The sequence below is a fragment of the Streptomyces sp. NPDC006798 genome, from assembly GCF_040635975.1.
Taxonomy (GTDB): domain Bacteria; phylum Actinomycetota; class Actinomycetes; order Streptomycetales; family Streptomycetaceae; genus Streptomyces.
Genome location: NZ_JBEYIS010000029.1, coordinates 38,604 through 63,121 on the forward strand (window position 1 = coordinate 38,604; position 24,518 = coordinate 63,121).

Consider the following 24,518-nt stretch of genomic DNA (forward strand, 5'->3'; position numbering starts at 1 on the left):
CCGATGAACCCGGAAGCCGTACGCGCCTTCGTCGCCGTCGCGGAGGAGGGCCAGTTCCGGTACGCCGCCGGACGGCTCGGGATCAGCCAGCAGGCGGTCTCCAAGCGCGTCGCGTCCCTGGAGGCGTCCCTCGGCGTCGCCCTGCTGCGGCGGGTGCCGTCGGGTGCCGTACTGACCGACGAGGGCCGGACGTTCCTGCCGCACGCCAGGTCCGTGCTCGCCGCGATCCGCCGGGCCGCCGCGTCCGTACGACCCGAACCCGCCCGCCCGCTCCGGGTCGACGTCCTGCGGCCCGGTCTGGCCCCCGCCGGGCTCCTCCACGACTTCCACCGGGACCACCCCGGGGTGCCGCTGGAGACGGTGACCCTGGAGGGCGCCGACGCGGCGGCCCGGGCACTGTCGGCGGGGGAGATCGACGCGGCGTTCGGCTACCCCCGGCGCCCGGTCGCCCTGACCGATCCCCGGCTGGCCGCCGCCCCGGCCCGGCTGGAGGAGTTCGACGCGGTGGTCGGCGCCGGCCATCCGCTGGCCGGGGCCCGTACCGTCACCCTCGCCGGTCTCGCCCCGTACACGATCTGGATGCCCGGCCTCCGCGACGGCCGCGAATGGTCGGACTTCTACCGCGAGCTGACCGCTGTCTTCGGCCTCACGGTCGACGGCGGCGGCCCCGACTTCGGCTGGCCGGCCCTGCTGGACACGGTGGCCGACTCCCGCACCCTGGTCACCTTCGCGGGCCGGGGCACCCGGCTGACCCGGGACGCGGGACCGCCCCCGCGACGGCTGCGGATCGCACCGCCGACCCCCGCCTACCCCTGGTCCGTCCTCTGGCACCGCGACAACCCCCACCCGTCGCTCCCGGCGCTGCTGGAGCACGTCCGGGCGACGGCCCCGGGACAGGCGGGACAGGCGGGACAGGCGGGACAGGCGCGCGGCCTGTGGTTCCCCACGGGCGCCTTCGGCCCGGGACGATAGCCGGGGGACCCCGGCAGATCCCCGGGGGGATCAGGGACGCCCGGCGTCCTCCACATTGGCCACCATGCGGCGCAGCACCTTGAGGGCGGCCACGTACTCCTCGTCGTCGATCCCCTGGTGGACCACGGCACGCACCTCGGTCACCAGCTCGCGCAGCCGCACCCTGGCCGTCTCCCCGGCGTCGGTGAGCGCCAGCCCCTGGCCGTCGGGGAGTGTGTGCAGCCAGCCCCGGTGGAGCAGTTGGTCGACGGTTCTGGCTATCTCGTACGGCCCGTCGGCGAGCGGTGTCAGCCCGGCGACGACCTCGGCCGCGACGGGAGGCGCGGGGCGGCCGTGCACGAGGTTCAGCACCCAGTACTGGGGCTGGGTGACGTCCGTCCTCGCCATGGCGTCCCGCAGATGCCGGGTGACGGTCGCGTGCGCGAGCCCGGTCCAGTAGCCGACGGGCTGGGTGGCCAGCATGTCGTCGGTGGCGGCGGGGTTCGCGGGCGCCTGGTCGGTGAGGTTTCCCTTCGGTGATTCCATGATCCTGACGGTATCCGGCATCCGCCGCCGGTGCGGGAGCCTGTGGACAACGCGAGGCGCCGCCCCCGTGATATCGGGGGCGGCGCCTCGGATGTGCGGTGACGCGGGTGCGGATCAGACGAGTTCGGCCTCGGCCTCCGGCTCGGAGTCGGGCTTCGGCTTCGACTTCGACTTGGTGTCGGCCTTGACCTCGGTCCTCGGGCCCGGGACCGCCGCGGTCTCGGTCTCCTTACCGGCCTCCGCCTCGGCGTCCCGGTCCCAGCGCCTGGTGAGCCGTACATAGGCGTAGATCACCGAGGCCATCGCCAGCAGCACCAGCGGCCCGAACAGCCACGGGTGGTCGCCCATCGGGACGGACAGGAAGCGGTACGACACCAGGAGCGCGGCGAAGACGGCGGTGCCGTACGCCACGAACTGGACGACCTGGCGGTTCCAGCCGCGGTCCAGGGCGCGCATCCCCGCCTCGATGGTGAGGGTGAAGACGACACCGGCGACCAGGTCGAGACCGTAGTGATAGCCGAAGCCGAGGGTCGCGGCGAGCGTCGCGATCAGCCAGATCGTGCCCGCCCAGCGCAGCGGGCGAGGGCTGCGGCGGGTGTGGATGTAGATCGCGGTCGCCCAGGCGGTGTGCAGGCTGGGCATGCAGTTGCGCGGCGTGATCTCGTCGAACGGGATGGGCACCGGGGTGCCGATCGACGGCAGGGTCTCCGGCCAGACGTTGGCCGCGGCGAAGGCGCCGCCCTCGACGCCGTACGCGTAGATCGGTCCGACCACCGGGAAGATCATGTAGATACCGGGCCCCAGCAGCCCGATCACCAGGAACGTGCGGACCAGGTGATGCCCGGGGAACCGGCCGTCCCGGGCGACATGCCGGAGCTGGTAGAGCGCGGCACAGACCGCGGCGACCGCGAGCTGGACATAGACCCAGTCCAGGACGTTGTGCCCGACGGACCCGGTCGCCTCGACCATCCGGCCCACCACCCACGACGGGCTGCCGAGCGCCTGGTCGGCGACGACCAGATACGGGTCCAGCACCTCGGGCTTGGTCTTCGAGGTGATCAGCAGCCAGGCGTCACCGGTCTTCCGCCCGGTCACCAGCAGCAGCCCCAGCCCGACGCCCTTCAGCATCAGCGTCCGCTCGGCCCCGGTCCGGCGCGTGATCGCCAGCACGGCAACCCCGATGATCACCCAGAGGGCGCCGTTGCCGTACCCCTGGGCGGCCCCGAAGGGCAGCCGTACGAGCGCGAAGACGACATCGATCCCGACCGCGACGGAGAACGCGATGGCCCGCTGCCGCCAGCTCAGGACGACCATCATCAGCGCCATGCTGGCGTACAGCAGGGGCCCCGACACGGGCCGGAAGATCGCCTCGCGCCACTGGGTGGTGATCGGCCCCGGGGCACCGTGATGACGCGCGGCGATCTCCAGCGCGATCACGAATCCGAGAGCGATGGCGCCTGCCGCGGCCCACAGGAGTATCTGGGGTCGGCGCCAACCCGCGGGCGTCGTTCCGTTATGTATTCGTATCAATTTTCCGGCCGATGTCTTCGAGTCTGGTGGGGGTGAAGAGTCGCCCTTCGCGCTCGATGGCACGTATTCCGGTAAAGGACGGATGGGCAGGCGATGCTGGTAGCCCGATCATGTTATCGAAGCGGCGTGGGGGTGTTTTTCCCGTTACAGACGGTGTGTACGGGTTCGCCTCACGTCCGTCCACAGCGGTCGGCGGCGCCGGGCGGTACGACCCATTCGGCGGGTCGGCCGGTGTTGTCGGCGATCCTGTCGAAATCGCTGTCGTAGTGGAGATCGATCCGCCGGTTCGGCTCGGCCGTCGCCGCGACCACTTCTCTGACATCGGGTTCCGTTCAGCGGGCCGACGCGGACTTGCCGATGATCCGAGAAGATATCGATCTGCTCTTCGGGCCCGGAGAGTCGTGGCGCTGGGGGAGCTGACGTCGTGAATATCGTGCCGGTGGCCGTGGGGGCCGCTCTTGGCCTCGTAGGGGCTGTGTTCGGAGCCTGGTTCACCGCGCGCAGACAGGACCGCATGTGGCTGCGGGAGCAGAAACTGAAAGCCGGAATCGGCTTCAACACTGCCGTCTCCCAGCTCATCGACCACCTTCGGGGCACCCGGCTGGGCGACGACGGCGCCGGGGCCAACGAGCTGGCGGACCGTATGCAGGAAGCCCGATCGGCCATATATCTGCTCTGCGCCGACGAGACCGTCGAACTGGCCGACGCCCTCGCGCGCCGCGCCTGGGACGCTCGGCCCAGTAGGGGCCGGGACGACCGCCGGGCCGAGCATGCCGAGACGCTGGATCTGCTGCGCCGCTTCACCCATCAGCTCCGGCGGGAGATCGCCGAGACGTAGGGCGGCGACTCCGCCCGCACACCTCCGACGACCACCGGTATCGGCGGCCCCGGACCGTCCGAAGCCGCTGGGAAGCGCGCGGAACCGGACCAGGAGGAGGGAGCGGAATCGGACGGCCCGAGGATGTCGGACCCCTCCGCTATCTTCGCCGCATGTCTCTCACCGTTGAGCAATTGGCCGGTTACGTGGACCGGGATCTGGACGGCGATCTGGCGCGCTGGTTCCCCGACCAGGAACGCGTCTCCGTCCCCGAGTCGACCCGCCCCGTCGCTCCCTTCCTCGCGAAGCTGCTGCCCGCCGCCGCGACCGCCCTGGCCGCCTACGACCGCCGGGTCCGGGCCGGGACACTGCCGGTGTGCCTGGACATCCACGACTGGTCGTACGCCTTCGAATTCGAGGCCAACGACTGCCGGATCCTCGACTCCGACTACGAGACGGAGCTGTCCGACGACGACGTCTGGTCCATAGGCGCGGACGGCGGCGGCAACTACTACGTGGTCCTCGCCAGTGGCCGGATCGCGGTGTGGTTCCACGAGGAGGAGGTCATCGAGGACGGTACGCAGTTCGACAACCTCGATGTCTTCGTATGGTCGCTCGTCCGGTACCACGCGATCCGCGCCGGTGTCCTCGACCTGTCGGAGGTCGAGGCGGACTTCCGGGCCCTCAGCCAGCCCGGCGCCCTGGCGGAGAGCGTCGGCCTCCTCGCCACCCTGCCGTCCCGCTGACCCGCCGCCCCGAGGGGCATCGAGGTGACGGGAGTTCACGAGTCCGCCCAGTAGTCGGCGAGCATCTCGCCGGGCCAGGCGGGCTGGTGGACGGTGCCCCGGGGGCCCATTTCGTGGAAGTAGGGGGCGAGGTCGTAGACGGGGGATCCGTCGACGGCGTCGAGGTCCGTAACGTGGAGATCGAGCCCGTCGACCTTCAGCAGCCGGGGGAAGGACTGCGCGAGCTGGTTGGGCCGCCGGTGGTTGCGGTGGACGAACGTGCCGGTGGCGGGCCAGCGGGGGTCGTTCCTTGGGCTGCGGGCGTGCAGGGCGACATCGTCCGGGGACGCGAGATGGAAGTGCCAGACCACGACGAGGTGGGAGAACTCCGCCAGGCCCTGGACGACTTCGGCCGGGAAGTCCGGGTCCAGCCGGATGATCGCGGTGCCGGTCCAGCGGTCGTCGGTGGGCTCGGTGCGCCCGCCGACGACAACCCCGATGGGGGTGATCTCCAGTGTGCGTGTCATGTGGTGTTCTCCTCGCGCCGTAGGCGGGTGCTCCTCGTCCGGGTGCCGAGAGACACGGGCTACAGGGCTCGGAAATTTCGGTTGTCATTCGCACAACCGGCCATAACAAGACCGGTGTTCGCCCTGTCCTGGATGGTGCGCAGTGAGGGTACCGTTCTGAAGGCCGAGGACGGAACGGAGCCCGAAATGCACTTTCCTGTCACTGATCACATCGGTACCCGGGTACGTATCGCCCGGAACGCCGCCGGATTCTCCCAGGTCCAACTCGCGGATTTCCTCGGGCGGACCGAGTCGTGGATGGCGAATGTCGAGTCCGGGCGTCAACCGCTCGACCGGTACTCCGTCATCACGGCCATCGCACATCAATGCGATGTGGATGTGGTGTGGCTGCTCGGTCAGCCGTTCCGGCTCCGGCGCGGTGGCGGGTCCCTGGCCCATGCGCATATCCCCGCACTCCGTACGGGGCTTCGGCGGTCGTCGCTCATCCTGTCGGGACACCCGGGCCTCATCCCGCAGGGCGCGCCTCCGACCGATGCCGTGATGGACGCCAACTCCGCCGCTTCCAACCGTGAGCGGCAGGCGGCGGATCTGCCCGCCCTCGCGACCCGGCTGCCGGTCATGATCGAGGATCTGAACACGGCGCTCCTGGTCGCGGAAGGCGCCGCCCGGGCGGATGCGCTCCGGCTGCTGGTCGACGCCGCGCGTACGGCCCGGATGTGCCTCAACCAGTTGGGATACCCGGATCTGGCCTGGGCTGCGGCGGAGGTCGCCGCCGGGGCCGCCACCCTGCTCGATGACCCGCTGGTGAAGGCGGCCGTCGCCTGGGACCGCTGCGGGGCCCTGCTCCACCAGGCGTCCCTCCGGGACACCGTCGTCGTCGCCGAGGCCGCGTTGCGGGATCTGGAACCGATCGCCTCGGCGGCCCACGCGCCGACTGAGGCGCTGTCCCTGCGGGGCGCCCTGCATCTGCGGTGTGCGATCGCCTTCGCACGCGGCGCCGACGGCCCGGACGCGTGGGCCCGGATCTCCGCCGCCCTGGAGGACGCCGACCGGCTCGGCCCCGGCTACTACGATCTGCGCTCCCAGACCGTCTTCGGCCGGGGCACGGTGGCGGTGCACGCGGCCGAAGCCGGTGTGGAGGTCGACCAGCCGGACACCGGCCTCAGCAGGGTGCCGGAGGTCGACATCAGTACGGTGCCGAGCAAGGAGCGCCGGGTCCACTACCGGATCGACGAGGCCAGGGCGCTGCACCGGATGGGACGCAGCGCTTCGGCGGTGCTCAAACTGCGGGAGGCCGCGAAGGACGCGCCCGCCTATGTTTTCGGCGATCCCATGGCCCGGGCCGCAGTCACGGATATGGCCATGAAAGGCGTACCGACCCAGGCGTCGCAGCTTTCTTTCCTGGTCCGCAATATGGAACTTGTGTACTGAACGGCTGGTCGGCGCCTAATCCGAAACACCCCCTAGATTTTCTAGGGGGTGTCGCCGTTTCCCCGGGCCACTCTCGGAGCTGTCACCCTCCGTGTTCGAGCGATCATTTCAGGGGAGCGGCCATGGGGCCGATCAACACCAGCGTTCCGGAACGCGCTTCGCGGACCTACCGCGAACTCCTCGGCTGGCCCGTGGCGACGGGACACCGCTACCGGCCCCGGTCCGGCTGTACCTGCGGCGAACGGGACTGCCTTACCCCCGGCGCCCATCCGCGACGGGAAGTCGCCGTGCTGACCGGCGACGAGGTCGCCCTCGGCGGTGCTCTCATCGCGACCACGAAATACTTCGACGCACTGGTGATGCCGAAGAAGACGGGGCTCGCCACGCTGGCGGCTGTGGGCGAGGCCGTGGTGGTGCCGTGCGTGGTCGACGACACCCGCGCGGTGCTCCTGGTCCGTGCCGCGACCGGGCAGCACGCCTTGGAGAACGGGGTACTGCCCACCGTCGAACTGCGTACGGGACCCACCGGCTGGATCGCCCTTCCGCCGTCCCATCGGACCCGGTGGGACACACCGCCGTGGCACGACCGCACCGGGCACCCGATTCTGCTTCCGCACGGCCAGGAGATCCGGCGTCATCTGGTCGAAGCCCTGTGCCCTGGGCGACACACCGATACGGTGACCGGCGTTCCTGGCCCGGTGTTGGGTGGGTTTCCGGAGTACTGCGTGTACTGCGAGCGGTTGGTGGAGCGGACCGAGGAGACCTTGTTGATGCTCGGGTTCTCGGCGTCCGGGTCTCGGCCGTCGTTGTACGCGCATCCGGAGTGTCCGAAGCCGCGTAAGCCGGTCCCGAAGCGGGTTCGGCGCGCGTGAAGGCTCCCGGGTTCGGTGGCCCCGCGCCCCGGGCTCGGGAACGGGTCCCGGCTCCGTACAACCGTCCCCCGCGGCACGGAGCCGGGACCACCCACGCCGCAGAAACCAAGACGCCCCGACCGACCGGTCGCAACGGTCACTCGGGGCTCAACCGACCAGCCCCCCGAGGAGCTGACCTGTCGTATGCGTGACCCTATCTCCAGCCTCATCACCCTCGTACGGGCTTTACTGAAGCCGCGTCGAAGCCGACCCACCGTCATCGTGATGGTCCAGCCTCCGGCCGATCCGTGGGCCCAGCCCTGGAACAGCCCCACCCGGGCCGAAGCCCAGGCCATCCTCCGGCAGCGCGCCACCGCGACCACCACCGGAACCACCGCCCCACCCGGCGCCCGCAGGCTGATCATCGCCCGCGACGGGCTCCACTTCGAACAGCCCGTCGCCGTACGCGCCTCCCGCCCCGGACCCGCGTGGACGTGGATCCGGTGACCCGCGACGGGCTCCTCACCGAGCCGCAACCCGCGCCCGACACCGCCCAATGCGGGCTCTGCCGAAGAACCACTACCGCACCCGTCGAAGTCCACCCCGGGCACATCACCTGCCCCGAGCACATCCTCGACGCCTTGACCCTCACGTCACGTGATGCCGCATCGTCGTTCGTATGGCGGAAGACCTGACCGTGGGGCGCGTGGCCGAGCTGGCCGGGGTGAGCGTTCGTACCTTGCACCACTACGACGAGATCGGGCTCGTACGGCCCTCCGCGCGGACCCCCGCCGGATACCGGGCCTGCTCGGCGGACGACGTGGAGCGGCTGCGGGAGGTGCTGGCCTTCCGGCGGCTGGGGTTCGGGCTGCGGGAGATCGCGGATCTGGTCGACGACCCGGGCACCGACCCCGTCGCCCGGCTGCGGCGGCTGCGCGGGCTGCTGCTGGAGCGGCGCGACCATGCCGCCGCCATGGTGGCGGCGGTCGACAGAGAGCTGGAGGCACGGGTGACGGAGAACGGAACGACATCGTCCGGCGGGCGGTTGTACGACCTGATCGGGGCCGCCTATCCGGCGACCCGGCGGACCGAGCCGAGGATCGCCGCCCAGGTCTGGGCCGCCCTCGGGGATGCGCGGACCGTACTGAACGTGGGGGCCGGGACCGGGTCCTACGAACCCCCGGACCGTGAGGTGACCGCCGTGGAGCCGTCCGCCGTGATGCGGGCGCGGCGGCCTCCGGGCGCCGCGCGCTGTGTGGCCGCCGACGCGGAGCGGCTGCCGTTCGAGGACCAGACCTTCGACGCCGCCATGGCCTTCAGCACCGTGCACCACTGGCGGGACCCGATCGCCGGGCTGCGCGAGATGCGCCGGGTCGCCCGGCGCGTGGTGGTGTTCACCCACGAGACCGGCGACCCCGGCTGGCGGCACCGGTTCTGGCTGAGCCGCGACTATCTCCCCGAGGTCGCCGGGCTGGTCGCCGGGCGGCCCCCGCTGGAGCGGTTGGTCCGGGCGGTCGGTGGCCGTACGGAGCCGGTGCTGGTGCCCTGGGACTGCGCCGACGGCTTCTTCGAGGCCCACTGGCGGCGGCCGGAGGCGTATCTGGATGAGGAGGTCCGCCGCGCGGTCTCGGTCTGGACCCGGGTCGGGCCGGCCGCCGAACGGCGCGCGGTGGCCGCGCTCCGGGCCGATCTCGACTCCGGCCGGTGGGCCGAGCGCAACCCCGAACTCGCCGGTCTGGGCGCGGCGGAACTCGGCCTCCGGCTGATCGTGGCCTGAGCGGGGCTCGACCCGTACGGCCCCCGGGCGTACGGGCGCCGCGTCATCCGTTCCGAACACATGCGCGGCACCGATCACGACTCTGATTCGCTTTACGGTCGACTCCCCGCCCCCTAGCCTGAGTGAAGACCTATCTTGCAATTCACTTGTTCACAAGGCGAGTTGGTGGGCAGAATGGAGGAGGCGGATAGCTTGTGTTGATCAATTTCAGGGTCGCGAACTACCGATCGTTGAAAGAGCCGCAGGAGCTTGACCTCCGCCCCGTCTACCGGGACGGCACCACCCCGCTCAATGTCTCCGCCGTTTACGGGGCGAACGCGTCTGGGAAGTCCAATGTCTTACGCGCGCTGGAGTTCCTGCACGACGCGGTGACCGACCAGGGCGGCTGGAACCGGCGGGGCCGGATCCGTCTCACCCCCTTCCTCCTGGACCAGGAATCCGCCCGGCAGCCGACCTCGTTCGCCGTCGAACTGGACATCGAGGGGATCCGGTACGCCTACGGGTTCTCCGCGACCACCGAGCGCATCACCGAGGAATGGCTGCACGCCTTCCCCAAGAAGAAGAAACGCGTGCTGTTCGAGCGGGACTCCGAGCGGGCCGAGGACGAGTACTACTTCGGGCCCAGCTTCGCCTCCGCCCGGGCCGAGGTGGTCAAGGAGATCACCCCGGACACCGGTCTCTATATCTCCACATCGGCCAAGGCCAACAACCCTGAATCCCAAGCCGTCCACGACTGGTTCGCCCGGCGGCTCTGGTTCGCGGACGACACGGAGAACAGCCGGTCGACCCAGCGCCGCAACACCATCGCGCTTCTCCGCGACGAGGAGCGGCGGGGCCGGGTCGAGAAGCTGATCGCGGCGGCCGATCTGGGTATCAGCGAGACCCGGGTGGAGGACTTCGAGATCGAGTTCCGCGAGGATCCCGACCGTACGGGCCCCAGTACCGCCTTCCGAGTCTCCCATCGGAACGGAAAGGCCACCGTCCACTACCGGGGTACGCGCCCCGAGCTTCCGCACCAGCTCAGGACCCTGATCGAAACGGAATCGGCGCTGGCCTTCCGGCACCGGGGCGCGGCGGAACACGACTTCACGCTCGACCAGGAGTCCCGGGGCACCCAGACCTGGTTCGATATCTCCGGCATGGTCGTCAGGGCCCTCGACGAGGGGAACACCCTGGTAGTCGACGAGCTGGACACCAGTCTCCACCCCCTTCTCCTGGCCCAGATGATCAAGCTGTTCCAGCGGCCGGACTCCAACCCCCGCAACGCCCAGTTGATCTTCACCACCCATGACGCGTCCCTGATGGGCCGCAACCGGGGTGAGGAGCTGCTGCGCCGGGACGAGATCTGGTTCACCCAGAAGAACCCCGACACCGGCAGTACGGAGCTGTATCCGCTGACGGACTTCAAACCGCGGGAGGGGCTGAACTGGGAGAAGCGCTATCTGGGGGGATCCGTGGGCGGAGTTCCCTACCTCAGTGAGAACGGTTTCGAGGAAGCCTTCTCCTGATCAGGTCCAGACGTCCAGAACGCTGTCCGGCCGCCGGGCTCCTGGGCCGGCGGGGTGTACCAGGGGAGGGTGCGTGGCTTCTCGTTTCCGTACGACCAGATCACATGGCCGCAGGCCGAGCACGGCGAAGAGGGAGATCAAGAAACGGCTGCTGGTCGTCTGCGGGGGCCGGAGGACCGAGAAGGACTACTTCGAGGCGTTACGCGACCACTTCCGTGCCTCGACCGTCACGGTCAGGGTGAAGACCGACAGCCGGTCGCCTCTGCATGTCGTCCGCACCGCCGCCGACCTCTTCGAGAAGGCCCCGGACGACTTCGACGAGTGCTGGGCCGTCTTCGACGTCGACAGTTTCGACGTACGCCAGTGCATCACCGAGGCGGACCGGAAACAGGTCCGCCTCGCCATATCCAACCCCTGCTTCGAGTACTGGCTGTTGCTGCACTTCTGCGATCACGTCGGCCATCTGCCCGAGTACCGCGCTGTGAAGGAACGGCTGAAGCCCCACCTGCCCGCCTACGACAAGACGGGTATCCGGATCGCCGACTATCTGGCCGGTGTGGACAGGGCGATCGAGTGCGCGAGGAAACGCGACGGGGACCAGGTGCCGCCGGGGGAGAACCCCAATACCGCCGTTTGGCGCATCGTCACCCAGATGGTTCCTGCACCTGTCTTCCTGCCGTCGCCGCGTCGAGGAGATTGAACCGAGCCTCCGGAGGACCGGCCGTCAGCCGGTCCGGTGTCCGTCCGGGCGGCCCGGGGCCGGTGGGGTGAGGGACGCCGGGTGGACCGCCGACGGGCCGAAGCGGGTGCGGGCGCGGTCCGCCGCTGCCTCAAGGCGGCGGGCGCGGTCGTCCGAGGGGTCGAAGGTGAGCTGGTGGGTGGCGTGTGACTCGGTGGTGACACGGTCCGCGCGGAGTGTGACGGTACGGACCCGGGCGCGCTGGAGGGCCAGAGTCGCGTGGAGGCGGTACGCCTCGTCGGCCAGTGCCCGGGAGTGCGCGGTCGGTTCGGGGAGCGTACGGGTGCGTACCGTCGTCGTGCCGTCCGCGTAGCCGACCGTCAGGGTGAGGACGGCCGCCGCGCGGTGGTCGCGCCGCAGCCGCCAGCCCAAGTCCTCCGCGCAGCCGAGGAGGGCCCGGCGGTGGTGGTCCGGGTCGAGTTCGTCGCGGGGGAAGTCCCGGCTCGCCGAGACCGTCTCGGGCGGCGCCGAGGGGACGACCCGGGTGGCGTCGGCGCCCCGCGCGTACTCGCCGAGGCGGTTCGCCGCCGGGCCGCCGAGGATCCGCCGGAGGGTCGCGGCCGGGGTGTCGTGGACCGCGCCGACCGTCGTCAGACCGTACGGCGCGAGAGTGCGTACCGTCGCCGGGCCCACCCCGGGCAGGACGGCCACCGGCAGCGGCGCCAGATACGCCGCGATCTCCGCCGGGTCCTCCGGCGCGCAGCGGATCGTGCCCGGCGGGCCCGCCTGGGCCGCGATCCTGGCCAGCAGCGGGTTGGGGCCGACGCCGATCGTGCAGTCCACGCCGTGGACCGCCGCGACCCGCAGCCGGACCAGTGCCGCGAGATCGCGGGCGTCGCGGTCGAAGTACCGCCGGGCCCCGGCCACATCGGCCAGCAGCGCGTCCGGCGGCAGCGGCTGCGTCATCGGGGTGATCCCGCCGACCAGGCCGACCAGCCGCCGGTACACCGCCTCGGTGTCGCCGAGTTCGGCGACCGTCCGCAGTCCGAAGTGCACATAGAGGATCATCGCCGGTCACCCCGCGCTTCCCCGGCTGGCGTGATGGAGGGTGCGGCCGCCGACCAGCGGCACGCCCGGCGGGCGCAGATCGGCCCAGGCGTTCATCACATAGCCGGTGGGTTCGGTGAGGGTACGGCTCCGGGCGCTGCTCCGCCTGTCGTCCCTTGCCGAGGTCGGGGTCGCGCCGGTCAGCCGGTCGGCGACGGCCGCCGCGCCCCCGTCGCGGTGGAGTTCGATCAACTCGGCCAGGTCCCAGGCGGCGACGCCGGTGACGCTCAGGCTGCCGGGCCGGTTCCGGGGGCGGGAGACCGTGCCCCGTACCAGCAGCAGCGCGCTGTGGAACACCGTCGCCGCGCACCGGTCGTGGCTGTCCTCGAAGAAGGCGAGGTCGGAGAGGCCGGTGGGGTCGTCCAGGGTGGCGAAGACGACCCGGCGGCCGCCCCGGATCGGCGGGGTCTGGGTGGCCGCCTTCACCCCGGCGACCAGGACCGTTGTGCCGTGCGGCAGTTCGCCGAGCCGGGCGGCCGGGGTCACGCCGATATCGGTGAGCAGGGGCCGGTGGTCGTCCAGGAGATGGCGGCTGACGTCCATGTCGAGTACGTCGAGTTCGGCGGCGAGCTGGTCCCAGTCGTCCATGGCGGGGAGCCCGTCGGGGGTGGCCGGGGTTCCGGTGGCGGGGGTTTCCGTGCCTTCGGTGTCGAGGGGGGTGTACGTCGTCAGGGGGCCGGGGCCCCGTGGCACGCCGGGGCCCTCCGGCTCCTCCCGGTCCCGGGACGCCTCCTCCAGCGGCAACTGGCCCGGGTCGAGTGCCGTACGGCCGTGGCGGTGCAACTCCGCCAGCTCCAGCAGCAGTTCGCGGCGGCCCGCCCGGCCGCCCGTGCCCAGCGCGTCGAGCGCGCCGATCCTGGCCAGCCGGTCGGCGACCGGGCGGCTGGGGTGGGCGCGGCGCCAGAAGTCGGTGAGGGAGACATACGGCTGCCCCGCGACGATCCGCCCGGTCTCCTTGTCGCTGATGCCACGGACCTGGGCGAAACCCAGCCGTACGCCCCATTTCTCACCCTTGTCGCCGGACACCAGTTCGATCCTGGTGTCGCCGTGGGACGCGTTCACCTCCGGCAGCAGCAGCGGCACCCCGTTCCGCCGGGCGTCCGCGACGAAGACCCGCTTGTGGTACATCCCGGGGTCATGGGTGAGCAGCCCCGCGTAGAAGGCCGCCGCCCGATGGGTCTTGAGCCAGGCCGACTGGTACGTGGGCCGGGCGAAGGCCGCGCCGTGGCCCTTGCAGAAGCCGTACGCGCCGAACCCCTCCAGCACCTTCCACACATCCCGCACCACCTGCGGCGGATAGCCGCGCCGCCCGGCCCGGTCGGCGAACCAGGCGCGCAGCCGGCCCTTGCGGTCGCGGTCGGAGAGCGCCCGGCGGGCCTCGTCCGCCTGGCCCAGATCACAGCCGGTCATCGTCTCCATGATCCGGATGACCTGCTCGTGGAAGACGACCTGGCCGCCGGTCTCGGCCAGGATGTCCCGCAGGTCCTCGTGCGGATAGCTCACCCGGGTCCGGCCGTCGCGGACCGCGATCAGCGGATCGATCATATTGGCGGCGACCGGCCCCGGCCGGAAGAGGCTGATGTCGAGGGTGATGTCGTCGATCGTGCGCGGCCGCAGCCGCCGGACCAGGTCGCGCTGGCCCGGCGACTCGATCTGGAAGCAGCCCATGGTCCGGGCCGAGGCGATCAGCCGGTATGTCTCCGGATCGTCCAGCGGCACCTGCGCCGGGTCGTCGATGTCGAGGTGCTCGCCGGTGACCCGGTCGATCTCGGTCACGGTGTGGGCGAGCGCCGACTGCATCCGCACGCCGATCAGATCGGCTTTTATATGACCGGTGTCCTCGACGTCCTCCTTGTCGAACTGGGTCATGGCGATGCCGTCGAGCGTCGTGGGGACCACGGGGACGCGGTCGAGCAGCCCGCCGTCCGAGATCAGCAGCCCGCACGGGTGCATGGCCGTACCGTGCGGCAGTCCGTCCAGCGCCTCCACCAGCGCCCAGAGCCTGCCGTGGTCCTCGCCCGCGACCTCCCGCAGTTCGGGCAGCTCCCGCAGGGACGCCCGGACGTCCCGGGCCCGGATCTGCGGGAAGGCCTTCGCCAGCCGCCGGGCCTCGTCGGGCTCCAGGCCCCGGGCGCGGGCGACGGCCTCGATGGCGCCCCGGGCGCGGTACGTCTCGTAGACGGCGAGGGTCGCCACCCGATCACTGCCGAAACGTTTCAGCACGGCCTGGTAGACCTCCACCCGCCGGGCGCTCTCCACATCGAGGTCGATATCGGGCATGGCGGTGCGGTACGCGGAGAGGAACCGCTCCATCACCAGTCCGTGTTCGACCGGGTCCACCGGGCTCATCCCCAGCAGATGGACCACGAGCGAGCCGACGCCGGAGCCGCGCGCGGCGATCCGTACGCCCATCTCCCTCACCAGCCGGACGATCTCCGCCATGGTCAGGAAGTACCCGGCCAGGCCGAGGCCCGCGATGATCCGCAGCTCGCTCTCCAGCCGGTCCCAGCGGCCGGGGTCGCGGTGGTGGCCCCGGTGCATCATGGCCGCCGCGCACCGGGCCGCCAGCTCGCGGTCGGCACCGGCCCGGGTGGCGCCGATGAGATGCGGCTCGGGCAGATGGAGCCGCCCGAGGCCGAAGGCGTCGCCCGGGTCGACCACGCAGGCGGCGGCGGTCTCCTCGGTCGCCGCCAGCAGCCGCCGGGCCCGGTCCGTGGTCCGGCCGCCGCCGGTGGCCTCGGCGATCCGCTCGGCGATCCGCTCCATGTCACCGGCGTCCTTGAGCCAGCGCTCCCCGCCGTCGAGCGCCGAGCCGTCGCGGGTGTCCACGGGAACGAGCAGCCGCGCCGAGTCGAGGATGTCGGCGATCTCGCCCTGGCCGGGGTCGGCGTACCGGACGGCGTTCGTCAGTACGGCGGTGATGCCCTGCTCCTCCGCGAAGCCGAGCAGCCGCGCGGCGAGGCGCAGCGACCCCGGGCCGGTACCCGGGCGGTCATGGCAGACGACCTCGATCCGCAGCGCGTCGCCGAACCGCTCGCGCCACGGCTCGGCCAGCCGGGCCGCCAGATCGGGGCGGCCCTGGGCCAGGGCGCGGCCTGGCTCGGAATCGGCGCCGAGGAGGACGAAGAGGCCGGAGGGGCCGGAGGCGTCGGCGGGGGAGGCGGCGGGCGGGACGGAGGACGTGACCGGGGGCGTGACGGAGGACGTGACGGGGGTGACGGATCCGGTGGCGGGGGTGTGACCCTGTGCCGCCTGGTCGAGATCGGCCCAGGTCAGGCCGGATTCCCCGGGCCCCCGGGCACCGTCACCCGCCGCCGGATCCGATATCGACGCCGATGCCGATACGAGTCGGCAGAGCGTCGCCCATCCGGCCGCGTCCCGGGCCAGAAAGGTCGCGCGCTGGGCCGGCTCGGCGACGAAGACGCCGCCTTTCGCGGGTGTCCTGGTGTGCTGCCGACCGGGGCCGCCGGGGCCGCCGGGCGGGCCGGGGCGAGGGGCGGCGGGCACCCCGAGGTCGGCGCCGAACAGTGGCCGGATCCCGGCCGCCGCACACGCCTTGGCGTGCCGTACCGCGCCCGCGAGGCTGTCCCGGTCGGTCAGCGCCAGCGCGTCGAGACCGCGCTCTGCGGCGCGGCGGGCCAGGTCGTGGACATGGCTGGCGCCGTAGCGGAGGGAGAACCCGGAGGCGGTACGGAGATGCGTAAAGGACATCCGTACCTCCTCTCACCAGCCACAACTCTCCCTCCCGTGTCGTCGGGGCCCACGATAAACCCTTTCGAAGAAATGTTCGAAAAGGATCGTCCGAACGGGGAAAGTTTGCATATCCACGATATCCGGCATAGAGGGCATTTAGGGTCATCGGGTCGGACCTTCACATCGGGTCGGACCTCTGTGCCGGTCCGGCCTTCCGTGCCGGACCCGGCCTCCGGCCCGCTACGGCAGCCGCAGATACAGCCGCGTCCCCGAGGTCCGGTAGCCGAGGCGTTCGTAGACCCGCCGCGAACCGTCCCCCGACGCCTCCAGCCAGACCGTTTCCGCGCCCCGGCCGAAGAGGGCCGCCGTGAGCGCCGCCGTCACCGCTCCGGCCACGCCCCGGCCCCGGAACTCCGGCCGCGTCCCGACCCCCGCCAGTTCGGACGTCCCCTCGGCGGGCGGCGAACAGGTCCCCGCCCCCGCGACCAGGCCGCCGGGGGCGCGTACGAATCGGGTCGCGCCCCCGGACTCCTCGGTACGCCGCAGCCGGGCCACACCCTCGGCGGACGGCGCGAACTCCCCGCCGAACGCGGCCGAGAGCGCCGCGTCCACCGCCGCGTACTCCTCGTCCGAACCGGGCGTCTCCACCACCGGCGCCCCGGGCCCGGCGGGCGGCGTCAGGGCCTCCGGCGTACAGACCAGATAGCTGTGCGTCGCCTCCGTCACGAACCCCGCCCGGCGCAGCGCCGGAGCCACCTCGGGCGCCGCGTCCGGCGCGAACTCCAGCCGGGGCACCAGCCCCCGCTCCCGGAACGCCCCGATCAGCGCCGCGACATCGGCATCCGCGGGGCGGCAACCGGCGAGCGGAGTCGCGTAGTTGAGATAGGGCTCCTTGGTCGACGGGTCGAACCCCGCGACGAAACCGCCGACTTCGACCGGCTCGGGGCGGCGACGCAGGTTGGCGACGGCGAAGTTCTGTACATCGGTTGTCATATGACCTCATGGGCGGGTGGATCCGACGGCGGACGCGGAAAGGATCGCAGGGGATCGAAAAGGGGGCGAACGGATATGTGGTGGCGCCCGGTGGATCGCGTGGACGATCGCGAGACCACTCCCGCTGCCGGTCCGCCAGGCATAAAATCCGGACACGATTGGGGAGAAGCCGCCCCGACAGGGAACCCGGCGGCGCGTTTCGCCCTGTAGCACGGTGACGGTCCGGTCGCCGTCGTCCGTCGGCGGCCGGACCGCGTCCGGCCCGCCCCGACGCTCCGTCACCGTGAGGTTTCCATGCCTTCGACCCTGCCCGCCCCGTCCCTTCGCACCGTACGCCGAGCCGGGCGCGCGGTACCCGTCGAACGAGCGGGTACGGAGTCGGCGCCGGGGCTGCCTGACCGGAAATCGCCCGGCCCCGAACCCGGCCCCCGACCCTCGCCCCGATCCGAACCCGGCCCCCGACCCGGCCCCGAACCCCGGTCCGAGGAGGAGAAGCCCATGTCCGTCCCGCCGCCCGCCGACGGCTCCGGTGAGAGCCCCGCCGCCCCCGCGATCCCCGCGACCCCCGAGAACACAGCGACCCCCGCGCCCCCCCTACCTCCCGCCCCCGGACCACGGTCCGCGTACGAGCCGTATCCGTACGAGGACGACCTGCTGGAGCTGGCCCCCGAGCCGTCGGCCGCGCCCGGCGGGGAGCCCGATCCGACCGCCGACCCCGATTCCGAACGGACCTCAGCAGAGCGATGAAACTCTTCGACAGCGCCACCTCGGCCGATTCCCCGGGCGCCGCCCCGGCCGATCTCTTCGACTCCCGGCTCGTCGACCCGGGCTGGGACTGAGCCCCGGCCGCGGGACCGCCCGCCGCCCGGCGGGCCGTACGGCCTCGCGACAGCCCGGTGTCCTCTGCCGGCCAACTTGGGGCGTCAGGCACGCCGTAGGCTGCGGCGGTGAACTACAGCGAGGTCGAGGCAAGCATTCTCCGGCTGGTCACCGAGGCCACCGAGGACAGTGCCCGCGCCTTCGCGGAGCGGACCGTCACCCGCCTGGTGCGGCCGGAGCTGCTGCGCGCCGCCGAGGACGAGCTCACCGAGGATGCCCGTACGGCACTCACCACCGGGTGCGCGAACGTCCTGATGATGAGCGCCGCCGAATTGCACGACCTGCTGGTGACGATCGACGGCGGAATCCTGGCCGACGACGGCCTGGACACCGGAGTCCTCACCGCCGTCACCGCGTTGGAGCACTGGAAGAACTACCTGGAGCAGAACCGGCGCGGCGAGCTCTGCGAACTCGCCGTCCGCTCCATCGAGGACATCGACCATGAGGTGTCCGCCTCCCTCGACGACTTCCTCGCCACACCGGAGATGGCGGCCGAGTACGCGCGCATCCGCCGGCTACTGGCCCCCGGCCCGGTGTGCAGTCGCCCGACTTCCCCGGCGGACGATCCGGATCCGGCGTCGGAGGGCACCCGGACCGGCCCGCCCCGAACCGTCACGGAATCCGTCACGCCGACCGTCACACACCTGTCACCCGGACCGTGAACCCGCCCCCGACACCGGCCGGGACGCCCCGTGTCACCGGGGTGTGACGCGGTCCGTAACCCCCACTACCTCGACTGTCACCGAACCGCCGAGGGCTCTGTCACTCCGGACGTCACCCGGCCGTCACCACCCCGCCACCGGCTGGCCGGGAAGCGGCGGATGGGGCGGCCCGGAAGCGGATTCATCCGGGTACGGCCCCGTTGTCAGTGGTCCGGTGCATCCTCGTTTCCATGGACGAGGACTCTTTCTGGCAGCTCATCGAGGAATGCCGCCCCGTGGGCGACGACCCGGACGCCGACCTGCTGGCCGACGCCCTGACGGCCCGGCTCTCGCGGGGGCATCTGTCGGAGATCACCGGCTTCGCGGAGATACTCTCGCACGCGCTGTACCGGCTGGACCGCCGGGAGTTCGGCGCCGACCTCTCGGGCGACGCCTTCCTCTACACCCGCGCGGCGGTGGTCGCCGAGGGCCGCGCCGTCTACGAGAGGGTCCTCGCCGATCCGGCCCTCTTCGCCCCGTACGCCGGGGACCTCGTCTGGGCCGAAGCCCTGCTCTACGTCCCGGACCGGGCCCATGAACACCTCACGGGCGAGCAGTGGGACCGGGCGACCCGCTACTCCTACGAGTCGTATACGAACAAGGAGGGCTGGTCGTAACGGGTGCCGCCTCGGCCGTACGCGCCCCCGGCCGGGGCAGGGGACCGGGCCGGGGGCGGGAGGCGGTACGGGGCGTACGGATCAGGGGGCGGTACGGGTCAGTCCAGGGCCGGTTCCTCCTCGTAGGCGTACTGGCGGGACTGGACCGTGTACATCCGGCGGAAGGCGCCGGTCGCCTCGGGGGACATCAGTTCGCCGAACGAACCGTGTTCGACGACCCGGCCCTGGTCGAGGACGTAGATCACATCGGCATGGCGGACACTGTGCAGACGGTGGGTGATCAGGACGATCGTCTGGCCGTCCGCCGCCATGTCGCGGATCTGGTCGAAGACGCGCTGTTCGGCCTCCGCGTCCAGGGCGCTGGTGGGTTCGTCGACGACCAGGATCCGGGCGTCGCGGTGGCGGGCGCGGGCGATGCCGAGGCGCTGCCACTGGCCGCCGGAGATCTGGTGGCCGCCCCGGTAGCCGCGGGCCAGCAGGGTGTCCCAGCCGCGGGGGAGCGAGGCGACCGTCTCGTCGGCTCCCGCGTAGGCCGCCGCCGCGTCCAGCAGCGGTTCGTCGTGGGGGGCGTCGGGGCGGCCGATGGCGACATTGACCCGGGCGGTGAAGGGCCAGCGGAAGAAGTCCTGGGCGACGACCGCGACCCGGTCGAAGAGCTGGGCCCGGTCGGCCTCGGTGGCGTCCACGTCGTCCCACATCACCCGGCCCGTGTCGGGCGGATAGAGCCCGCAGAGCAGTTTGGCGAGGGTCGACTTGCCGGAGCCGTTGTTGCCGACGAGGGCGACGATCCGCCCGGCGGGGATGGTGACGTCGACCCGGTCGAGGGCGGGGGTGCCGTGGTCGCCGGGGTAGGTGAAGCTGACGTTCTCGAACCGGACGGCGCCGACGTGTTCGGGCAGCGGGCGGCCGGTGACGGGGATCAGCCGCCGGTCGGCCTCCTTGCAGAGGGTGTCGAGGTCGGAGACGAAGAGGCTCTCCTCGTAGAGGAGGTTGAGCTGGACCACCAGCGACTCCAGGTTGGCGGAGCCGGTACGGATCGCGATGACGGCCGTCCCGGCGACCGCCAGATCCATCGTGCCGGTCCAGAGCAGCAGTCCGAGGGTGGTGTACGTGCCGGCCGTCGCCAGCCCCGTCCAGCCGGAGGCGACCAGTCCGGTACGGGCGGCGAGTCCGGCCAGCCGGGTCTGCTCGCGCTCCCCGGTCTCGGCCATCATCCGGAAGTGCCGCAGCAGGAACGGGCCGATGTTGTGGACCCGTACCTCCGGCGCCGCCTGGGCGTCGATCAGCAGCCGGCCGAGGAGCTGACCGGCCCGGGCGTGCTGCACCCAGGTATGGAAGGAGACATAGCGGCGGCGGGCGATGGTGAGGGAACTCCACGCGCTGGGCATCGTCATCAGCATCAGCAGCGGCAGCAGCGCCGGATGGAGCACGGTCAGTACCCCGGCCGCCGCGACGAGGGAGATGCCCGCGTTCACCACCGAGGTGGAGAAGCGGATCATCCGGCGGGCGGACTCCGCGCCCCACTGGGCCGAGTCCAGCAGCTTGTGGAACTGCTCGTCCTCGACCGCCGAGAGCTCGACCCGGGCGACCCGCTCCAGATACTCCTCGGTCGCGACCCGGAACACCTTGGGTTCGAGCCGGCCGGTACCGGCGGTGGAGACCGACCGCAGCAGCGCGCCGACGACCGCGGTGAGCGCGACCGCGATCAGCGCCGGGACGGCGGCCATCAGCCGGTCGACGGTCGCGCCGCCGCCGAGGAGATGGACCAGGACCTGGTTGACCGCGATCAGACCGACGGCCTGGGCGATGCCGCCGCCGAGTTCGGCGCCCGCGACCCGGCGCAGGGCGCGCGGATCGGCCCGGTTGGCCAGTCCGATCGTGGCGGCGATCAGCCCCGGCATCCGGACGATCATGGCCCGGAGGTTCAGTTCGAGGAACGATCCGTCATGGGTGCTCCAGCCCGCCTCGTAGCGCAGGGGGCCGCCGAAGAGGAGTCGTTCGGACTCGGATACCTCCTCGGGGGGATCGGGTGATTCGGGGGCCTCGGGGGTTTCAGGGGATTCGGGGGTTTCGCCGGGTGTCCGGCCGGTCTTCTCGCGGGACGACTTCGCGTCGGCCGGGCCGGGCCCGGCGGAGTCCTTCGCCGGGCCGCCCGCCTTGTCCGTACGGGGGCCGGGGCCGCCCGCTTCCTTCGTACGGGGGCCGGGGCCGCCGTTGACGTGTCCGCCGGGGGCGGTCGCCGCCTTGCCCCCCTTGCCCCCCGGGGGCGAGTCGTCCTTCGCGGTCCGGTTCCGCGACGCGGTCTCCGGTCCGGTCGTCCCGTCCTGGGCGAACGGTGTCGCCGTGGCCTCCTTACGGGCGTCCCGTGCGGCCCGTCCCATGGTGTCCCCGGCCTTCGTCCCCGTCCGCCGGGTCCGCGTACCTGGTGTCTGCGTGGTCTCTGTTGCGCCGGTATCCCGCTGTGTCATACGAGCCACCCGTCTCGGTCAGTGGGTACGTCCCCCCGTCCGCCACACTCCTCCGGCGGGTGAACTCATCGGACGGAAAGGGCCGTTTCCACCCCGGGACGGCGGCGCTTGTGCCATGGGGCATGGGCGCCGGGCATATCTAGCGGGCAACGGGGCGAAGGGTGGCCGAGCGGCGGGTGTCCGGGCGGCGGGCGCGAGGGCCGGCCGGGTTCCGGGTGGCGCGGGGCCGGTCAGCCCGCCAGCTTCACCGGGCCCGACTCCCACGACGTCCGGCGGACCACCAGCACCGCCACGTCGTCGTAGCCGGGATGCGCCGGTCCGTCCGAGACCAGACTCTCCACCAGCGCCTCCAGATCCGCCGTCCGGTCCGTACCGCCGTGCTGCGGGCGGGTCATCCAGGCCGAGAGCCGCCGGGAGACCGCGGCCACCGCGTCCTCGTAGGGCCGGTCGGGCGTGTCCACCAGCCCGTCGGTGAAGAGCAGCAGCGCCGCCCCGGGCGCGAGCCGCCCGTGGTAGACGGGGTAGCGGTCGGCCGGGGTGTAGCCGAGCGGCAGCGCGCCGGGGACCTCCAGCTCCCGGACCGTGCCGTCGGGTTCGGCGAGCAGCGGCGACGGGTGTCCGGCCCGGACGATCTGGAGGTGTCCGGAGCGGGGGGAGACGTCCACGATGCAGCAGGTGGCGAAGCGGTCCGTATCGAGGCCCCAGAGGGTGCGATTGCCCCGGGCCATCAGCCGTTCGGCCCGGTAGCCGTCGTCGGCGTGGGCCCGCAGCGCCGTCCGCAGCTGGCCCATCACGCCCGCCGCCTGCGCGCTGTGCCCCTCCACGTCCCCGATCACCAGGGACGCGCCGCCGTCCTCGCGCGGCAGCAGATCGAACCAGTCCCCGCCGACCTGCATGCCCTCGGCCGCCGGAACATATCGCGCGGCGATCTCGAAGCCGGGCAGCCGGGGCAGCGCGCGCGGCATCATCAGCTCCTGGAGTTCGGTCATCCGCCGCCGGAACAGGTCGGAGAGCCGGGCGCGGGCCAGTGACTGGGTGAGGATGCCCGCGATGGCGGCGGTCACGATCTGCTCGTCGGCGCCGAACTCCCGGGGGTGTTCGTAGGAGATGAGACAGCTGCCGACCGTGCCGTCGGCGGAGGTCAACGGGATCAGGACGTACGCGCCGTGCTCCTCGGACGGCCGGACCCGGGGGTCGGGGAAGCGCCGGACGTACTCCGCGCGGTTCCGGAAGAAGAGGGGGTGTCCGGCGCGCAGGGCCTCCGCCAGCGGGTTGTCGTCCACTGTTCCCATCACCCGCAGCCGGTCCAGCGTCTCGCGGGGATAGCCGACGGCGCCCGCGAGCAGCAGCCGCCCCTCGTGCTCGATATGGATGGCCAGCGCGCTCGCGCCCAGCTCGGGCAGGACCGTGCCGGTCATGGTGTCGACCACGTCCTCGGTGGAGAGCGCGGAGGCGAAGGAGTTGGTCACCTTGAGGACGAACTCCCGCCGGGTCTCCCGCCGTTTCGCCCGCTCCCGCTCGTCGGTGGCGTCCCAGACGACCCCGATCATCAGCCGGGGCCCGCCGTGGGGGTCGCGCTCCACCGCGCCCTTCGACTCCAGCCAGTGGACGGAGCCGTCGGGCCAGACGACCCGGTGCGCGGCGTGGTGTTCGCCCGTCTGGAGGCTGTCGGCGATGACATCGCGGATCCGGTCGACATCGTCGGGGTGGATGGTGCGGAGAAACGACTCGGCGAGGGAGTCGAAGCGGTCGGGGTCGAGGCCGAAGAGCCGGATGGCGCGTTCGTCGGCGATGACGGTACCGGAGGGGATGTCCCACTCGAAGGAGCCGATATTGCCGCTGGACATGGCGAGTTCGAGCCGGGTACGGCCGGTGGGCCGCTCCGGGCTGCCGGATCCCCCGGTCCTCCCGGTTCTCCCGGTCCTCTTGTGAGGCGCCGCCTTCATCGCCGCTGCCGCTGCCGCTGCCGCTGCCGACGACGACGGTCCGGGGACGGTGCCCGGGCCGGGCTCCGGCTGCCCCGAGGACTCCCCGGCCCGGTCGTGGTCCAGGCCCCGGTCATGGTCCCGGTCGTGGTCCCGGTGGCCGTGGTCCCGGTCCCGGTCCCGGTCCCGTAGGAGGAGCCGTTCCAGCCGGTGCGCGTACACCTCGGCCACGGCGGTCAGCAGGGCGTCGTCCCCGGGCGGCAGCGGTACCGGCCCGTCGTACTGGACCACCAGCACCCCGAAGGTCCGGCCGTCGGCGGTCAGCGGTACGACCGCGAACCGTACCGAGGTCCGCATCGCCGAGAGATCGGGATAGCGCTCCACCAGCTCGTCGGAGACCCCGTAGACCGTTCGCAGCTCCCGTACGGCGACGGCGGCGGGCAGCGGGGAGTCCGGGGCGACCACCGGGAACCGCCGGATGCTCTCCTCGTCGGTGCCCTCGTGGACCGTGAGCCGCAGCCAGCCGTCCCCGTCGAGCAGGAAGACGGAGCCGCCGTACGCGCCCAGACCGGCCAGGCCGTCGGTGAGCGCGCGGGTCAGCAGGGCGGCCGGGTCCGGGGCGGTCAGCAGCCGGTTCGCCCAGCCCCCGGCCCCGGCCCCGGCCCCGGCCTCGGTTCCGGATCCGGCCCCGGGGCTCGCGTCCGTTGCCGCTCCCGGGTCCGGATTCGTTCCGGGGGCCGTCCCCGGGTCCGTTTCCGTACTCCTGCCGTACTCCTCGGCCGTCATCTGCCGC

21 protein-coding genes are annotated in these 24,518 nt (G+C 72.0%); 12 read left to right on the top strand and 9 right to left on the bottom strand.

What is annotated here, in order from left to right:
* Positions 1-3: 3 nt before the first annotated feature.
* Entirely contained in the window at positions 4-972 is a 969-nt protein-coding gene (locus tag ABZ714_RS20625; RefSeq protein ID WP_358826714.1) for a LysR family transcriptional regulator, read from the top strand.
* A 30-nt stretch (positions 973-1,002) separates the two neighbouring features.
* Here ABZ714_RS20625 and ABZ714_RS20630 read toward each other — a convergent pair whose 3' ends face one another.
* The 3 genes from ABZ714_RS20630 to ABZ714_RS20640 all read right to left on the bottom strand — a co-directional run bounded on the left by ABZ714_RS20630 (position 1,003) and on the right by ABZ714_RS20640 (position 3,338).
* Positions 1,003-1,497 (bottom strand): MarR family winged helix-turn-helix transcriptional regulator, encoded by a 495-nt coding sequence (locus ABZ714_RS20630; protein WP_358826715.1) that lies wholly within the window; start codon positions 1,495-1,497, stop codon positions 1,003-1,005.
* Positions 1,498-1,611: 114 nt separating this feature from the next.
* On the bottom strand, positions 1,612-2,976 hold the full coding sequence (locus ABZ714_RS20635) for a phosphatase PAP2 family protein (protein ID WP_358826766.1): 1,365 nt from the start codon (positions 2,974-2,976) through the stop codon (positions 1,612-1,614).
* Between the two features lie 221 nt (positions 2,977-3,197).
* The gene (locus ABZ714_RS20640) at positions 3,198-3,338 is read right to left on the bottom strand and encodes a hypothetical protein (RefSeq protein ID WP_358826716.1); all 141 of its coding nucleotides are present in this window, start codon (positions 3,336-3,338) and stop codon (positions 3,198-3,200) included.
* Between the two features lie 113 nt (positions 3,339-3,451).
* Here ABZ714_RS20640 and ABZ714_RS20645 point away from each other — a divergent pair, with 113 nt between their 5' ends.
* Positions 3,452-3,865, top strand: coding sequence for a hypothetical protein (locus ABZ714_RS20645; protein WP_358826717.1), 414 nt, complete (start codon positions 3,452-3,454; stop codon positions 3,863-3,865).
* A gap of 152 nt (positions 3,866-4,017) precedes the next feature.
* Entirely contained in the window at positions 4,018-4,590 is a 573-nt protein-coding gene (locus tag ABZ714_RS20650) for a hypothetical protein (protein WP_358826718.1), read from the top strand.
* A gap of 35 nt (positions 4,591-4,625) precedes the next feature.
* Here the strand turns inward: ABZ714_RS20650 and ABZ714_RS20655 are convergent, their stop codons facing one another.
* Complete coding sequence (locus tag ABZ714_RS20655; protein WP_358826719.1) at positions 4,626-5,096, bottom strand: SAM-dependent methyltransferase; 471 nt, start codon at positions 5,094-5,096, stop codon at positions 4,626-4,628.
* A gap of 186 nt (positions 5,097-5,282) precedes the next feature.
* Here ABZ714_RS20655 and ABZ714_RS20660 point away from each other — a divergent pair, with 186 nt between their 5' ends.
* The 6 genes from ABZ714_RS20660 (at position 5,283) to ABZ714_RS20685 (ending at position 11,363) form a co-directional block, all read left to right on the top strand.
* Positions 5,283-6,527: a helix-turn-helix domain-containing protein gene (locus tag ABZ714_RS20660; RefSeq protein WP_358826720.1), complete on the top strand. Its 1,245-nt coding sequence runs from the start codon at positions 5,283-5,285 to the stop codon at positions 6,525-6,527.
* 122 nt (positions 6,528-6,649) lie between these two features.
* Positions 6,650-7,399, top strand: coding sequence for a hypothetical protein (locus ABZ714_RS20665; protein WP_358826721.1), 750 nt, complete (start codon positions 6,650-6,652; stop codon positions 7,397-7,399).
* Between the two features lie 183 nt (positions 7,400-7,582).
* Positions 7,583-7,885 carry a hypothetical protein gene (locus ABZ714_RS20670; protein ID WP_358826722.1) on the top strand — a complete coding sequence of 101 codons (303 nt, stop codon included), beginning with the start codon at positions 7,583-7,585 and terminating at the stop codon, positions 7,883-7,885.
* 172 nt (positions 7,886-8,057) lie between these two features.
* Positions 8,058-9,155 (top strand): MerR family transcriptional regulator, encoded by a 1,098-nt coding sequence (locus tag ABZ714_RS20675; protein WP_358826723.1) that lies wholly within the window; start codon positions 8,058-8,060, stop codon positions 9,153-9,155.
* Between the two features lie 230 nt (positions 9,156-9,385).
* Complete coding sequence (locus tag ABZ714_RS20680; protein WP_358826724.1) at positions 9,386-10,663, top strand: ATP-binding protein; 1,278 nt, start codon at positions 9,386-9,388, stop codon at positions 10,661-10,663.
* Positions 10,664-10,736: 73 nt separating this feature from the next.
* The gene (locus tag ABZ714_RS20685) at positions 10,737-11,363 is read left to right on the top strand and encodes an RloB family protein (protein ID WP_358826725.1); all 627 of its coding nucleotides are present in this window, start codon (positions 10,737-10,739) and stop codon (positions 11,361-11,363) included.
* 24 nt (positions 11,364-11,387) lie between these two features.
* Here the strand turns inward: ABZ714_RS20685 and ABZ714_RS20690 are convergent, their stop codons facing one another.
* The 3 genes from ABZ714_RS20690 to ABZ714_RS20700 form a co-directional block, all read right to left on the bottom strand.
* Entirely contained in the window at positions 11,388-12,410 is a 1,023-nt protein-coding gene (locus tag ABZ714_RS20690) for a hypothetical protein (RefSeq protein WP_358826726.1), read from the bottom strand.
* Between the two features lie 6 nt (positions 12,411-12,416).
* Positions 12,417-16,160, bottom strand: coding sequence for a DNA polymerase III subunit alpha (gene dnaE, locus ABZ714_RS20695; protein WP_358826727.1), 3,744 nt, complete (start codon positions 16,158-16,160; stop codon positions 12,417-12,419).
* 222 nt (positions 16,161-16,382) lie between these two features.
* A complete protein-coding gene (locus ABZ714_RS20700; RefSeq protein WP_358826728.1) occupies positions 16,383-17,135 on the bottom strand; it encodes a GNAT family N-acetyltransferase in 753 nt (250 codons plus the stop codon).
* 498 nt (positions 17,136-17,633) lie between these two features.
* Here ABZ714_RS20700 and ABZ714_RS20705 point away from each other — a divergent pair, with 498 nt between their 5' ends.
* The 3 genes from ABZ714_RS20705 (at position 17,634) to ABZ714_RS20715 (ending at position 19,332) form a co-directional block, all read left to right on the top strand.
* A complete protein-coding gene (locus tag ABZ714_RS20705; protein WP_358826729.1) occupies positions 17,634-17,882 on the top strand; it encodes a hypothetical protein in 249 nt (82 codons plus the stop codon).
* A 200-nt stretch (positions 17,883-18,082) separates the two neighbouring features.
* Positions 18,083-18,676, top strand: a complete 594-nt coding sequence (locus ABZ714_RS20710) for a hypothetical protein (RefSeq protein ID WP_358826730.1) — start codon at positions 18,083-18,085, stop codon at positions 18,674-18,676.
* A gap of 230 nt (positions 18,677-18,906) precedes the next feature.
* Positions 18,907-19,332: a DUF4240 domain-containing protein gene (locus ABZ714_RS20715; RefSeq protein WP_358826731.1), complete on the top strand. Its 426-nt coding sequence runs from the start codon at positions 18,907-18,909 to the stop codon at positions 19,330-19,332.
* 98 nt (positions 19,333-19,430) lie between these two features.
* On the opposite strand, the gene ABZ714_RS20720 is transcribed toward ABZ714_RS20715, so the two are convergent.
* Together ABZ714_RS20720 and ABZ714_RS20725 are read right to left on the bottom strand one after the other, a co-directional pair.
* Complete coding sequence (locus ABZ714_RS20720) at positions 19,431-21,713, bottom strand: ATP-binding cassette domain-containing protein (RefSeq protein WP_358826732.1); 2,283 nt, start codon at positions 21,711-21,713, stop codon at positions 19,431-19,433.
* Positions 21,714-22,030: 317 nt separating this feature from the next.
* Positions 22,031-24,511: a SpoIIE family protein phosphatase gene (locus ABZ714_RS20725; protein WP_358826733.1), complete on the bottom strand. Its 2,481-nt coding sequence runs from the start codon at positions 24,509-24,511 to the stop codon at positions 22,031-22,033.
* Between the last annotated feature and the right edge of the window lie 7 nt (positions 24,512-24,518).